Origin of the sequence: Streptomyces sp. NPDC006335 (assembly GCF_040612795.1) — a bacterium.
In the GTDB taxonomy this organism is placed as follows: Bacteria; Actinomycetota; Actinomycetes; order Streptomycetales; family Streptomycetaceae; genus Streptomyces.
The window spans coordinates 293,165-306,042 of the sequence record NZ_JBEXQX010000004.1 but is presented as its reverse complement, the minus strand read 5'-3'; the positions used below and the strand labels follow the sequence as shown (position 1 = coordinate 306,042).

Sequence of the window (12,878 nt, the reverse complement as noted above, 5' to 3'; positions counted from 1 at the left end):
GACACCACCCGGCCGGTCGCCCACGCCCGGCATCCGACAGTGAAGGACCTCGCTCCGGGCCAGGCCCGTACGAAGACGCCGGGCCGAGCGCACCCACACCCCCGGGACCGGACCCGCGACACCAGCCCGCCAGTCGCCCACGCCCGGCATCCGACGGCGAAGACGCCGGGCCGGGCGCACCCACACCCCCCGGGACCGGGCCCGCGGCATCAGCCGATCGGTCGCCCACGCCGGGCCTCCGGCGGCGAAGGAACTCGCTCCGGGCCAGGCTCGTACGGCAGCGACCATCGGGGGCACCCGCGCCGCCCGGTGGTCGCCCCCGCGCCGGGCCTCCGACACGTCGGCGCCCGGATCGGGCGCGCCGGTTCCGTCGTGGTCGGCTACAGGGTGGCCGAGTTGTCGTGCGGGGCGCTCGGTCGGCTCGGCGGCTGCCGCAGGGCCGAGCTGACGGGCGTCACCGTCCAGTCCGGGTGGCCGGGCATCCTCGGGGTCTTGGTGCCGTAGAGCCAGGCCCCCAGGAAGCCCGACTGGTCGGCGCCGGAGACCTCCGAGGCGACGGCGATGTAGTCCGCCGTGGACGCCGAGGCGTTCCGGAAGCGCTCCAGGAACGCCGACTCGATCGCGCTGAAGACGCTCTCGCCGACCTGCCGGCGCAGCGCGTACAGGACGAGGACGCCGCCGAGGTAGCGCTGGCTGTCGAAGAGGTTGGCCTCGTTCGGGGCGGCGACCGGGCCCGAGGACTTCCGCCACTGGTCGCCGCGCGCGTACGTGTCCTTCATGCGGGCTTCCATCGTGGTCAGGCCGAGGGAGTCGGTCCAGCCGCGCTCGTAGCGGTAGAGCAGCCCGTAGAAGTCGGCGTGGCCCTCGTTGAGCCACAGGTCGGACCAGGTGGCCGGGCTCACGCTGTTGCCGAAGTAGGAGTGGACCAGCTCGTGCATCATGTGCGAGCCGATGCTCTTCTCCGCCTGGAGCAGGAAGTTCGGCTTGTACAGGGTGAGGGTCTGGGTCTCCAGGCCCGTGAAGTCGAAGGCGTTCGAGGCGTCGTTGTTGCAGGGCAGCAGACCGTACGTCTCGAAGGGGAAGGCGCCGAGCCGCTGCTCGATCCAGCTCACCAGGTTCGGGGTGAGGGCGAGGGCGGGCTCCAGGGCGGCGGCCCGGGCGGTCGGGACGACGTCCCTGAGCGGGAGTCCGTGCGGGCCCTGACGGTCCTTGATCACATAGTCGCCGACCGTGATCTGCACGATCTCCGTGGCGATCGGCTCCCGGGACCGGTAGCAGTACGCGGTCCGGCCGTCGCCGAGATCCTCGGTGCTGACCAGCCGGCCGCTCGCGACGCCCTTGAGACCGGCCGGGACGGTGACGCGGAAGGTGAAGTCCGCCTTGTCCGAGGGGTGGTCGTTGCAGGGGAAGACGGTGTGGGCGGCGTTGGGCTGGGGGCAGATCGCGAAGCCGTCCGGGGTGGGCACCCAGGCGGTCGGGGTGACGGCGCCCCGCGGGTCCACCGTGTAGGTCACGGTGACGGTCGCCGTGGTCCGCTCGGCCAGCGGGACGCCGGGGGTGATCCGCAGCTTCGCACCCGCCTGCTCCCGGTCGGCCGGGACGCCGTCGAGCAGCACCTCGTGCACGTCGAGTCCCAGCGCGTCCAGGGAGAAGCGGCTCAGCTCCTGGGTGGTGACGATCGTCAGGGTCGCCGTCGCGTCGACGAGCCGGGTCGTGGCGTCGTACGCGAGGTCGAGGTGGTACGCCGAGACGCGGTAGCCGTCGTTGCCGAGGCCCGGGAAGACGGGGTCCCCGAGGGTCTCCGGGCCAGGGGCGGCGGTGTCCTGGTCCGCGTGCGCCGGGGCGGCCACGGACAGGGCCGCCACGGTGCCGAGCAGCGCTGCCGGGGCCGTCACTCTGGTGCGATATCTCATGGTCTGCTTTCCCTCGGGCGGCCGGGTGGTCGGGCCCGGCCGTCGGATGACTGTGATCAACGTGCATGACCACGAGATCGGACGCTTCGGTTGCCCGAGGGGTTGGACGAGATCTTCGCCGGCAGTCGAGGACCGCTGTCGAGACCGGGGCGGTCACGAGATATCTTGATGTCGAGCAATGTTGCAGACGTGGAGCGGAGCACCCGGTGACTGACTCGACCATCATCTATACGCACACTGACGAGGCCCCGGCCCTGGCGACGTATTCCTTCCTGCCGGTGGTCCAGGCGTACGCCTCGCAGGCGGGTGTCTCTGTGGAGACGCGGGACATCTCGCTGGCCGGGCGCATCATCGCCGTGTTCCCGGAGTACCTGACCGAGGACCAGCGGATCCCGGACGCCCTGCACGAGCTGGGCGAACTGGCGAAGACGCCCGAGGCCAACATCATCAAGCTGCCGAACATCTCGGCGTCGATCCCGCAGCTCAAGGCCGCCGTCGCCGAGCTGCAGGCGCAGGGCTACGCGCTGCCGGACTACCCGGACGACCCGAAGACCGACGAGGAGCGGGACATCCAGGCCCGCTACGACAAGGTCAAGGGCTCCGCCGTGAACCCGGTCCTGCGCGAGGGCAACTCCGACCGCCGCGCCCCCGCATCGGTCAAGAACTACGCCAAGACCCACCCGCACCGCATGGGCGCCTGGTCGGCCGACTCCAAGACCAACGTGGCCACCATGGGCGTGGACGACTTCCGCTCCACCGAGAAGTCCGTCGTGATCTCCGAGGCCGGCTCGCTGAGGATCGAGCTGGTCGGCGACGACGGCTCCACCACCGTCCTGCGCGAGTCGGTACCGGTCCTGGAGGGCGAGGTCGTCGACGCCTCGGTCCTGCACGTGGCCCCGCTGCGGGAGTTCCTCACCGCGCAGATCGCCGAGGCCAAGGCGCAGGGCGTGCTGTTCTCCGTGCACCTGAAGGCCACGATGATGAAGGTCTCGGACCCGATCATCTTCGGTCACGTCGTGCGCGCCTTCTTCCCCAAGACCTTCGCGAAGTACGGCGAGAAGCTCGCCGCGGCCGGTCTGACCCCGAACGACGGTCTGGGCGGTATCTACAAGGGCCTGGAGTCCCTGCCCGAGGGCGCCGAGATCAAGGCGTCCTTCGACGCCGAGCTCGCCGAGGGTCCGGCTCTGGCGATGGTCGACTCCGACAAGGGCATCACCAACCTGCACGTGCCGTCCGACGTGATCGTGGACGCCTCGATGCCGGCCATGATCCGCACCTCCGGTCACATGTGGGGCCCGGACGGCCAGGAGGCCGACACCCTCGCGGTGCTGCCGGACTCGTCGTACGCCGGTGTCTACCAGGCCGTGATCGAGGACTGCCGTGCCAACGGCGCCTACGACCCCTCGACCATGGGCTCGGTGCCGAACGTCGGCCTCATGGCGCAGAAGGCCGAGGAGTACGGCTCCCACGACAAGACCTTCGAGATCCAGACCACCGGCACGGTCCGCCTCGTCGACCAGGCCGGCAACGTGGTGATCGAGCAGACGGTCTCCGCCGGCGACATCTTCCGCGCCTGCCAGACCAAGGACGCGCCGATCCGGGACTGGGTCAAGCTGGCCGTCACCCGCGCCCGCGCCACCGGCGACCCGGCCGTGTTCTGGCTGGACGAGACCCGTGCGCACGACGCGCAGCTGATCGCCAAGGTCAAGGCGTACCTGCCGGAGCACGACACCGAGGGCCTGGACATCCGGATCCTCGCCCCCGTCGAGGCCACCAAGCTGTCGGTGGAGCGCATCCGCCGCGGTGAGAACACCATCTCGGTGACGGGCAACGTGCTGCGTGACTACCTGACCGACCTCTTCCCGATCCTGGAGCTGGGCACCAGCGCCAAGATGCTGTCGGTCGTCCCGCTGATGGCGGGCGGCGGCCTGTTCGAGACGGGCGCCGGCGGTTCCGCGCCGAAGCACGTCCAGCAGCTGGTCAAGGAGAACTACCTGCGCTGGGACTCCCTCGGTGAGTTCTTCGCGCTGGTCCCCTCCCTGGAGCAGTACGCCGACTTCACCGGCAACGCCCGCGCCAAGGTCCTCGCCGACACCCTCGACCGCGCCACGGCGACCTTCCTCAACGAGGACAAGTCCCCGACCCGTCGCGTCGGCGGCATCGACAACCGCGGCAGCCACTTCTTCCTGTCCCTGTACTGGGCGCAGGAGCTGGCCGCGCAGACCGACGACGCGGACCTGGCGAAGGCCTTCGCCCCGCTCGCCGAGACCCTCGCCGCGAACGAGCAGAAGATCGTCGAGGAGCTCAACGCCGTCCAGGGCGAGCCGGCCGACATCGGCGGCTACTACCAGCCCGACCCGGCCAAGGCCGCGAAGGTCATGCGCCCGTCGACGACGTGGAACGAGGCGCTCGCGTCCCTGAGCTGACGCCCGCCCGCTGTACGACTCCGCCCCGGTCGGCCTGTGCCCGGCCGGGGCGGTGCGCGTCTCACCAGTCGCGGGGGGCGATCAGCTCCTCCACGTCCGCGTCGGCGAAGCCGTACGCCTGGGACACGAACCAGAACTCCTCGGCCAGCTCTTCGCGGGCCACGGTCTCTATGTCGAAGTCCTCGTCCTGGAGGTCGTTGAACTCCTCGGTGGCCGCGTGGGTCAGGACGTACAGCGCGGCGAGGTCCGCGGGCCGCTCGGCCTCGATGCGCGCGCACAGGCGCAGCAGGATGCCCTTGCCCCGGTCCACCGCGTCGTCGGGGTAGTAGCCGTCCTCGTAGAGCGCCTTGAGGAACGGGTGGGCGCTCACCTGCGTGTTGCTGATGTTCATGCTGAGATGGTGCACCACGCCACTGACAACGCCCCGGGAGCGGCCGTATGTCCTCGTTCGACCTGTTGCCCGGTGCCGAGCTGTCGCCGGTGATCCTCCATGTGCCGCACTCGGCGCGGGAGATACCCGCCGACGTGCGGGCCGGGATCGTGCTGGACGACCCGGCGTTGGAGCGGGAGCTCGATCACATCGTCGACGCGCACACGGCGGAGCTCGCAGAGGAGGCGGCCCGGCTGTCCCGGGTGGTTCCGTGGCGGTTCGTGAACCGGCTTTCGCGGCTGGTCGTCGATCCCGAGCGGTTCCCGGACGAGCGGGAGGAGATGCTCGCCGTGGGGATGGGGGCCGTGTACACGAGGACCACGCATCGGGAGGCCCTGCGGCCGGGGGACGCCGATCCCGGGCCGCTCGTCGCGCGCTACTTCCGGCCGTACGCCCGGGCCATGACCGAGGCCGTGGCCCGGCGGCTGGACGTCACGGGGCGGGCCGTCGTCATCGACGTGCACTCCTATCCCAGCGCGCCGCTGCCCTACGAGCTGCACGGCGAGGGGCCGCGGCCGCCGGTCTGTCTGGGGACCGACTCCTTCCACACGCCGCCCGAGCTGCTCGCCGCGGCCCGGGAGGCGTTCGGGGAGGTCGGGCTGGACAGTCCGTTCAGCGGGACGTACGTGCCGCTGGAGTTCTACGGCCGCGATCCCCGGGTGAGTGCCCTGATGGTGGAGATCCGGCGGGACACGTACATGACGGAACCGGGCGGGCCCGCCGGTCCGGGGCTCCACAAGCTCGCGCAGGCGCTCGCCGCGCTCGTGGACGCCCTGGGCTGACTCCCGGCCTCCTTCAGACCGTCAGCCAGTCGGTGACGATCACCTGCCCGCCGGTCCACAGCCGTAGCGCGAAGGGGCCGGTCGGGAACGTCTCGCAGGTGAAGCGGCCCATGTCGTCGGTGGTGACGGGTGCGCCCGCCTGCGGACCGCTGAGCACCTCGATCCGGGCCGACCGGGGCGGCAGCAGCTGCCCCATCAGACCCTGCGGGGTGAGTTCGACGTCGACCGTCACCTCGCCCGCGTGGAAGGTCAGCATCCGCGGAGCCCCCGTCGCTCCCCGCACCGGAATGGCGTCCACCACCGAGTCGAAGGTCAGCTCGGCGATCCGACTGTCCAGGTCGTGCAGCGCGAACGCCTCGACGGCGATCTGCCGCAGGCCGACCGGTACGGGGTCCAGGATGGCCGTCGCCTGCCGGAGCTCCTCCTCCAGCATGTCCAAGGCGAACTCCTCGTCGGGCAAGGCCTCTTCGGTGAAGTCGCCGAGGTCGTCGTAGCCGCTCATACCGCCCCCCGGGCTTCGAGCCGCGCCCGCAGCCGCCTGAGGCAGCGCTGGCGCAGTGGTCCGATGCTGCCCACCGCGATCCCCAGGGCGGCGGACACCTCGTGGTAGCCGGGCTTCGGCGAGGCCATCAGGATGCGCAGCAACTGACGGCAGCGCTCGCCCAGTTCCTCGAACTCCTGCCACAGGTACCGCACGCGCTCGCTCTGGGCGGCGGCCTCCTCGGAGTCGATGAACGACTGCTCGGGCGTACGGTCCTCGCTGATCCGGTCCAGGAGCTGCGGGTCGTCCGTGACGGTCAGCCGCCGCAAGCTCTTGAGCACCTTCAGGCACTCGTGGCGCGCGGTGCTCGCGAGCCAGGACTTGGCCTTTTCGGGTTCACGGATCCGGCCGAGGTGCTGGGCGAAGCGGAACCACACGGTCTGGTACACCTCGTGCGCGTCGGCGTCGGAGAGCCGGTGCGCGCGCACCACGGCCCACACCAGTGGGCTCAGCCCTTCCACGAGCGCCTTCCAGGCCGCCGCGTCGCCGTCGACGGCGGACTGGACCAGCGCACCGACATCTGCTCGGTCCACGGTCCCACCCCTCGTGTACGGCAAGTCATCGTACGCCGTGGAAGGGACCGCTCCGGCCGTCATGTGCCCACCGGGCGCTGCACGACCGGCACCGGACGCCAGCCCGCCGGCTTCAGCGCCGGTACGTGTGCCCCGCGCACCTCGGCGAACTGGGTGTTCGCGGAAAGCAGTTGCTGCCGGGCGGCCCGCGGGTCGGTCTCCTTGTCCGCGCTCATGTGGGCGGCGACCAGACCTGCCACGACCGGCGTCGCGAAGGAGGTGCCGCTCCAGTGGGCGTACCCCTCGAACATCACCTGGTCCGGCTTGGCGGTACTGCCGTCCTCGCTCAACGCGCCGACGTGGGAGGGCGACTGGCAGGTGCACACGTAGGTGAAGCCGTACCGGCAGGCGTCGTAGGTGGAGTGCTGGTACAGGTACGGCACCGGTGCGTCGAAGCCGGTGAGGGCGCTGGTGAGGCGCTCGCCGGGGGCGTAGACCTGCACCCAGGAGCCGTGGTTGCTGAAGCAGGCGCCGAACTCGCCGTCGCCGCGCAGCGCGCCGACCGACAGGACGACTCCCTGGTACTCGGGCAGTTCGGCGTAGGCGGCGGGCCAGAAGGGGGTGGCGCTGGCGTTGTTGCCGGCCGCGGCGACCAACAGGGTGTCGTGGGCGCGCAGTTCCTGCATGAAGGCGTCCATGCCGAGCAGTCCGTCGGGGCGGCCGTTGGAGGTGCCCGCGGAGAGGCTGATGATGTCGGGCCAGCCGTCGGCGACCGCCTCGAAGAGTTTCTCGCCGAACTCGGACTCCAGGATGGCGCCCGCGTCGTTGAGGGTGCTGCGGACGGTAATGTCGGTGTTGGGCGCGACGGCCGCCAGGACACCGGCGATGAACGTGCCGTGGCCGACGTACTGGAGGAGGTTGCCCTCCCCGTCGGTCTCGGTGCCGTGCAGGTCGCCCTCGACGTGGGCGAGCAGCGGGACGAGCGCGTGGTCGTGGGTGAGGCCGTTGTCGACGACCAGGACGCCGACGGCGGTGTCGGGGTCGTAACCCGTTTCCGCGGGGGCCGGATTGGTGCCCTGGCTGAGCGCGGCCGGCACGGGCTCGTCACCGGGGCAGGAGTTGACCGCGATCGACACCACGTGGTTGCGGCTGACCAGTCGGTGTCCGGCGCGTCCCTCGCGTTCCCGCATGGCGCGCAGGGCGTGGGTGACGGCACGGTCGCCGCGCCGGTCGCCGTGGCCCGGGTCGCCGACCTTGATCCGGGTGATGCCCGATCGGTTGGTCTCGGGGCTGTCCCGGCGCACATAGTCGCCGGTCAGACCGGTCGCCGCGGTGAAGTGGCTGCGCACGGTCTCCTCGACGAGCGCCGCGTCGCGGCCGTCCCGGGCGAGGACCACGCCCTTCTCGTAGATGAACTCCGAGGCGTCGTCGGGCCCCAGTGCCAGCGGGACGTCGGGCATGGAGCGCTGGATCTGGTCGAACTGCTCGTGGAATCGCTGAGGTGCCATGGCGTGTCCTCCCACTGAGGCGTCGGTCGTCAGTCAGAGCCGCGGGTCCGGTGATTGATACAGCGCCGAACCGGTGTGGCCTGCCGACTGGGCCACTACCATCCTTTGGGTGACAGCGGGAAACGACCAGGTTCTCGAACTGCTCCCGATGGTGTTCGCCGCCCCCAACCAGGCGCTGGCGAGGGCGGAGGAAGTACTCGGCTCGGATCCCTCACCGCTGCACGCCTCCGTCGCCCACCAGGTCATCGGCATCTGGCAGCGGGACTGGGGCGACATGCGGATCGCCCTGGAACATCTGCGCCGGGCCCGGCATCTGGCGGCCCGCTCGGAGTCGGCCGACCGGGAGGCCGACGTGCTGGCGGCGCTCGGGGTGGCGCTGGTGCACGCGGGGCGCACCCGGCAGGGACTGGAGTCGCTGGAGCGGGGTGTCGCGGTCAGCAGCGGGCACACCAGGGCGCAGGTCCTGTTCCGGCGGGCCTACGCCTCGTGGGTGCTCGGGCATCACCGGGCGGCGCTGGAGGACGTACGGCGCGCGGTTCCGGTGCTGCGGCAGGCGGGCGACGTGATCTGGACGGCGCGGGCGCTGACCCTGCGGGCCACCGTGCATCTGGCGCTCGGGGCGGTGGAGCGGGCGGACGCCGACTTCACGGCGGCGGAGGCGCTGTGGGACACCACGGGCCAGGAGCACGACAAGGCAGACGTGGTGGAGAGCCGGGGGCTGGCCGCCTACCGCTCGGGGGACGTTCCCGCCGCGCTGCGGCTGCTCGACGAGGCACAGGAGCGGTACGCCAAGCTCGGCACGCCGACGTTCATGCTCACCGTCCGGCGCTGCGAGGTCCTGATGGCCGCGGGGCTCGCCCCGGAGGCGCTCGCGGAGGCGGACGCGGCGATCAAGGTGCTCGACGGGATCGGCGGGCAGTCCACCCTCAAGGCGGAGCTGCTGCTCGCCGCCGCGCGGGCGGCCCGGCACGCGGGCGACGCGCACACCGCGATCGCGCGCGCCGACATGGCGGTACGGCTGTTCGCCGGGCAGCGGCGCACCTGGTGGGAGACGCACGCCCGGCTGGTGCTGATCGAGGCGCGGGTCGCCGCCGGGCGCGGCTCGGGACGGCTGGTCGCGGACGCGGCGGCGGTCGCCGACCGGCTGGCCTCCTTCGGCGCGCCGGCCGCCCCGGAGGCCTCGCTGCTGGCCGGCCGGATCGCGCTCGACCTGGGGTGGCGGGAGGATGCCCGGCGGCATCTGGAGGTGGCCGCCCGCAGCCGGCACAGCGGGCCGCCGCTGGCGCGGATGACGGGATGGGCGGCGCGGGCGCTGTGGGCGCGGGCCGCGGGCTCCGACCGGCGGGTGCTGGAGGCCTGCCGCCGGGGGCTGGACGTGCTCGACGATCACCGTACGACGTTGGGCGCCTCGGAACTGCGGGCCCGGGCCACCGCTCAGGGCGCTGAGCTGGCCGGGCTCGCCGCGCGGGCCTCGCTCGCGTCGGGCGGGCCGCGGCGGCTGCTGGTGTGGAGCGAGCGCTGGCGGGCGACGGTGCTGTCCGCGCCGCCTACCCGCCCGCCGGCCGACCCTGCGCTGCTCAGCGACCTCACCGCCTTCCGGGAGATAGCGGCCCGCGCCGAGGGAGCCCGGATGGAGGGCCGCCCCGTGCCGACGCTGGAGCGTGAACAGCGGCGCCTGGAACGGGAGATCCGGTCCCGGACCCTGCACATGCGCGGCGACGCTCCCGGCGACGGCTACCGGTTCGACCCCGCGAGGCTGCTGGAACGTCTCGGCGACGACGTACGGCTGGTCGAACTCGCCGTGCTCGACGGGCGTGTCCAGGTGCTGCTGTGCGCGCAGGGGCGGGTGCGGCGGTTCGAGGGCGGGCTGCTGGCCGACGCCGAGCGCGAGGCGGAACACGTCCAGGCGGGGCTCAGGCGGCTGGCCCACCCGGGGGCGGAGGCCCGGCTTCCGGTGGTGGAGGCGGCAGGTCGGCGGCTGGAGGAACTGCTGCTGGGTCCGGCCGCGGCGCGGCTCGGCTCCGGTCCGGTCGTGGTGGTGCCGCCGGGGCGGCTGCACCGGGTGCCGTGGGCGCTGCTGCCCTCGCTGCGGGATCGGGTGTTCAGCGTGTCGCCGTCGGCGAGCAGTTGGTTGCGCGCGCGGGAGACCGCGCCACCGCCGGGCGGGCGTCAGGTGCTCGTCCGCGGGCCGGGCCTCGCGAGCGGGGGCGCCGAGGTGCCCGAGCTGGCCGGACGCCACGGCTCCGCGACCGTGCTGGAGCACGACGAGGCGCGCGTGGAGCGGGTGTTGGAGGAACTGGACGGGGCGGCGCTGGCGCACATCGCCGCGCACGGCACGTTCCGTGCGGACAGCCCGCTGTTCTCGTCGTTGCGGATGGCCGACGGGCCGCTGATCGTCCACGACTTCGAGCGCCTGGACCGCAGTCCGTACCGGATCATCCTGTCCTGCTGCGACACGGCGCGGTTCGCCTCGGTCGGCGCGGACGAACTGCTCGGCCTGGTCACCGCGTTGCTGCCGCTGGGCACGGCGGGAGTGGTGGCGTGCAGCGCGCCGGTCAACGACGAGGCGGTGGTGCCGCTGATGCTCACGCTGCACAAGGCGTTGAGTGCGGGGGCGTCCATGGCGGAGGCACTGCGGGACGCGCGGGCCGCGCTGCCGGGGGACTCGGTGCATCGGGCGACGGGGTGGGCGTTCTCGGCGTTCGGGGCGGCGTGATGTGCGCGGGTGCGTGAGGTGTTGGGGCGGCCTGACCCCTCCCCCGAATACTGGGGGTCAGACCGCCCCGGTCCGGTGTACGGCTCAGGCCGGCTGTGCCTCCGGCAGCTCCACCAGGCACGGCAGCGCGTCCCGGTCGCTCGCGCCGAGGCGGGCGTACGCGCTGTAGAGGTGGTTCCCGACCGTACGGATCGACAGGGTGAGCTTCTCCGCGATCTGGCGGTTGCTCAGTCCGGCGGCCGCGAGGGTGACGATCTGCCGCTGGCGGGCGGTGAGTTCGCCCAGGACCAGCCCGGACAGGGCCGGAGTGCGGGCACCCTGGCAGCGCCGGGCCAGGGCGACGGCTCGGGTGCGTGAGGTGCGGGCGGCGCTCGGGTCGCGGTGCGCGCCCGCGGCCTGGGCGTACGCCTCGGCGGCGAAGAGCAGGAAACCGCGCTCCTCCAGGGTCTGCGCGGCACGGTCGAGGGCGGGACCGTCCCCGCGGGCGAGCGCCTCGGCGTGGGCGGCGAAGACACCGGTCAGCCGGCCGACGGCCCGGTCGGGCGCGCCGAGGCGGACGGCGTCGTAGGGGTCCTCGTCGGCCGTCCCAGACGTCACACCGAGATGCCCGCGGGCGGCGGCCGAACCACCGGCGGTGTGCGGCGAGTTGGCCGTGCGGCGGGAGGGGGAAGTGACGGCTGCGGAGACGGTGAGTCGAACCCCGCCCGCCCCGGCCGGACGCCCCTCCACCCGGTCGGTGCCCGTGGCTCCCGACTGGGCTGCCGCCAGGGCCAGTTCGCGATGGCAGGACGGGTCGCCGGGGCTCGTGCGCAGGCCCTCCCTCGCCCAGGCCGCCGCCTCGCGCAGTTCGCCTCGCAGGCGGGCGAAGCGGGCACGCACGGCGGCGTGCCGGGCCGGGATGCCGGTGCGCTCGGCCACGAGCCACTCCCCCACCGGGGCCGGGACGGCTCGTACGTCCGTCTCGGCGATCGCCCGCATCAGGGTGGCCGTCTCGGTCTCCAGGGCGGCCGCGCAGCCGTCCGGGGTGCCGGCCAGGCGCCGGGCCCGCAGGCGTCCGGCGGCGGCGCGCAGCACCGGGCCGTGGAGGGGGTGGGCGAGGCGGGCGGCGCCCTGTTCGTCGACGTGGACCAGGCCGTCGGCCTCCAGGGCTTCGAGGGCGTCGAGGTCGAGTGTGTCGGCGTCCACGGCCAGGGGCTCGCCGAAGGCCAGGCGGTCCAGGGTCTCCCGCTCGCCGGGCCCGGTGCGGTCGAGGAGGTGCGCGGCGCGCTCCCGCACGCTCGCGGTGATCGGCACCGGGCCGCGCCACTCCCACTCGGCCGAGTCCGGGACCCGGCGCGGCAGCCCCCGCTCGCGCACCGCGTCCACCAGCTCGCGCAGCAGGCGCAGATCGCCCTGGCACAGGCGGTACAGCCGGTTGACGGTGAGGGGTTCCGGGCCGCCGGCGCCGGCCGCGAGCAGCCGCGCGGTCTCCTCCCGGGGCAGCGGTTCCAGGGCGAGCCGCGGCAGGAGCTCCCCGGTCCAGAGACGGGAGATCGCCGTCGGCGTCCGCGTGCCCTCGGTGGCGACGACCAGGAGCCGAGTGCGGCCGTGCGCCGCGAGCTGGTGGACCAGGGCCGCCGAGGCGTCGTCCAGCAGATGGGCGTCGTCGACGAGCAGCAGCCGTACGGACGACATGAGCTGGACCGCTCGGTGCAGGGACACCGTCTCCGGCAGGAGGTGCGCGAACGCGGCGAACGGTATCCCGCGGGTCTCGGGCGTGCCCACCACTCGCACGCAGTCCGTACCGCGTACGGCCTCCGTGACGAGCCGGGTCTTGCCCCGGCCCGCCGGACCGGTCACCACGATGCCCTGCCGTCCCCCGGACACGGACCCGCGGACCAGCTCGAGTTCGTCCTCCCGCCCGGTGAAAGGCCAGGGCGGCTGCACGGTCTTCGCGTCCCGTTCGAAAATCGTCACGGTAGCTGGAGCACCGCTACTCAGTCCTGATACAGGGGGACTTGAGTAGCCCCCGACTCAGGCGCCCCGGAGCGCCCGGCGGGCACGCTGAACG

9 protein-coding genes are annotated in these 12,878 nt (G+C 72.9%); 3 read left to right on the top strand and 6 right to left on the bottom strand.

What is annotated here, in order from left to right; all coding sequences use genetic code 11:
- Positions 1-380: 380 nt before the first annotated feature.
- The gene (locus ABZ098_RS15210) at positions 381-1,913 is read right to left on the bottom strand and encodes a M1 family metallopeptidase (protein ID WP_356591027.1); all 1,533 of its coding nucleotides are present in this window, start codon (positions 1,911-1,913) and stop codon (positions 381-383) included.
- 206 nt (positions 1,914-2,119) lie between these two features.
- Between ABZ098_RS15210 and ABZ098_RS15205 the strand changes: the two genes are divergently transcribed.
- The gene (locus ABZ098_RS15205; protein WP_356591025.1) at positions 2,120-4,339 is read left to right on the top strand and encodes an NADP-dependent isocitrate dehydrogenase; all 2,220 of its coding nucleotides are present in this window, start codon (positions 2,120-2,122) and stop codon (positions 4,337-4,339) included.
- Positions 4,340-4,400: 61 nt separating this feature from the next.
- Here ABZ098_RS15205 and ABZ098_RS15200 read toward each other — a convergent pair whose 3' ends face one another.
- A complete protein-coding gene (locus tag ABZ098_RS15200; RefSeq protein ID WP_356591023.1) occupies positions 4,401-4,730 on the bottom strand; it encodes a DUF5713 family protein in 330 nt (109 codons plus the stop codon).
- A 47-nt stretch (positions 4,731-4,777) separates the two neighbouring features.
- Between ABZ098_RS15200 and ABZ098_RS15195 the strand changes: the two genes are divergently transcribed.
- Entirely contained in the window at positions 4,778-5,551 is a 774-nt protein-coding gene (locus tag ABZ098_RS15195; RefSeq protein ID WP_356591021.1) for an N-formylglutamate amidohydrolase, read from the top strand.
- Positions 5,552-5,564: 13 nt separating this feature from the next.
- Here the strand turns inward: ABZ098_RS15195 and ABZ098_RS15190 are convergent, their stop codons facing one another.
- The 3 genes from ABZ098_RS15190 to ABZ098_RS15180 are packed head-to-tail and all read right to left on the bottom strand — an operon-like array spanning position 5,565 to position 8,112.
- A complete protein-coding gene (locus ABZ098_RS15190; protein WP_356591019.1) occupies positions 5,565-6,053 on the bottom strand; it encodes a hypothetical protein in 489 nt (162 codons plus the stop codon).
- Positions 6,050-6,625: a sigma-70 family RNA polymerase sigma factor gene (locus tag ABZ098_RS15185; protein ID WP_356591017.1), complete on the bottom strand. Its 576-nt coding sequence runs from the start codon at positions 6,623-6,625 to the stop codon at positions 6,050-6,052. Before ABZ098_RS15185 ends, ABZ098_RS15190 begins: the two co-directional genes overlap by 4 nt.
- Positions 6,626-6,684: 59 nt before the next feature.
- Positions 6,685-8,112, bottom strand: coding sequence for a S8/S53 family peptidase (locus tag ABZ098_RS15180; RefSeq protein ID WP_356591015.1), 1,428 nt, complete (start codon positions 8,110-8,112; stop codon positions 6,685-6,687).
- 148 nt (positions 8,113-8,260) lie between these two features.
- On the opposite strand from ABZ098_RS15180, the gene ABZ098_RS15175 reads away from it, so the two are divergent.
- A complete protein-coding gene (locus tag ABZ098_RS15175) occupies positions 8,261-10,828 on the top strand; it encodes a CHAT domain-containing tetratricopeptide repeat protein (protein WP_356591436.1) in 2,568 nt (855 codons plus the stop codon).
- A gap of 84 nt (positions 10,829-10,912) precedes the next feature.
- Here ABZ098_RS15175 and ABZ098_RS15170 read toward each other — a convergent pair whose 3' ends face one another.
- Entirely contained in the window at positions 10,913-12,784 is a 1,872-nt protein-coding gene (locus ABZ098_RS15170; protein WP_356591013.1) for a LuxR C-terminal-related transcriptional regulator, read from the bottom strand.
- Positions 12,785-12,878 lie beyond the last annotated feature (94 nt).

Excerpts from the sequence above, each read along its gene's own strand:
- ABZ098_RS15175 (WP_356591436.1), top strand. The coding sequence starts at position 8,261 with ATGGTGTTCGCCGCCCCCAACCAGGCGCTGGCGAGGGCGGAGGAAGTA.
- ABZ098_RS15210 (WP_356591027.1), bottom strand. The coding sequence starts at position 1,913 with ATGAGATATCGCACCAGAGTGACGGCCCCGGCAGCGCTGCTCGGCACC.
- ABZ098_RS15195 (WP_356591021.1), top strand. The coding sequence starts at position 4,778 with ATGTCCTCGTTCGACCTGTTGCCCGGTGCCGAGCTGTCGCCGGTGATC.
- ABZ098_RS15200 (WP_356591023.1), bottom strand. The coding sequence starts at position 4,730 with ATGAACATCAGCAACACGCAGGTGAGCGCCCACCCGTTCCTCAAGGCG.
- ABZ098_RS15180 (WP_356591015.1), bottom strand. The coding sequence starts at position 8,112 with ATGGCACCTCAGCGATTCCACGAGCAGTTCGACCAGATCCAGCGCTCC.
- ABZ098_RS15190 (WP_356591019.1), bottom strand. The coding sequence starts at position 6,053 with ATGAGCGGCTACGACGACCTCGGCGACTTCACCGAAGAGGCCTTGCCC.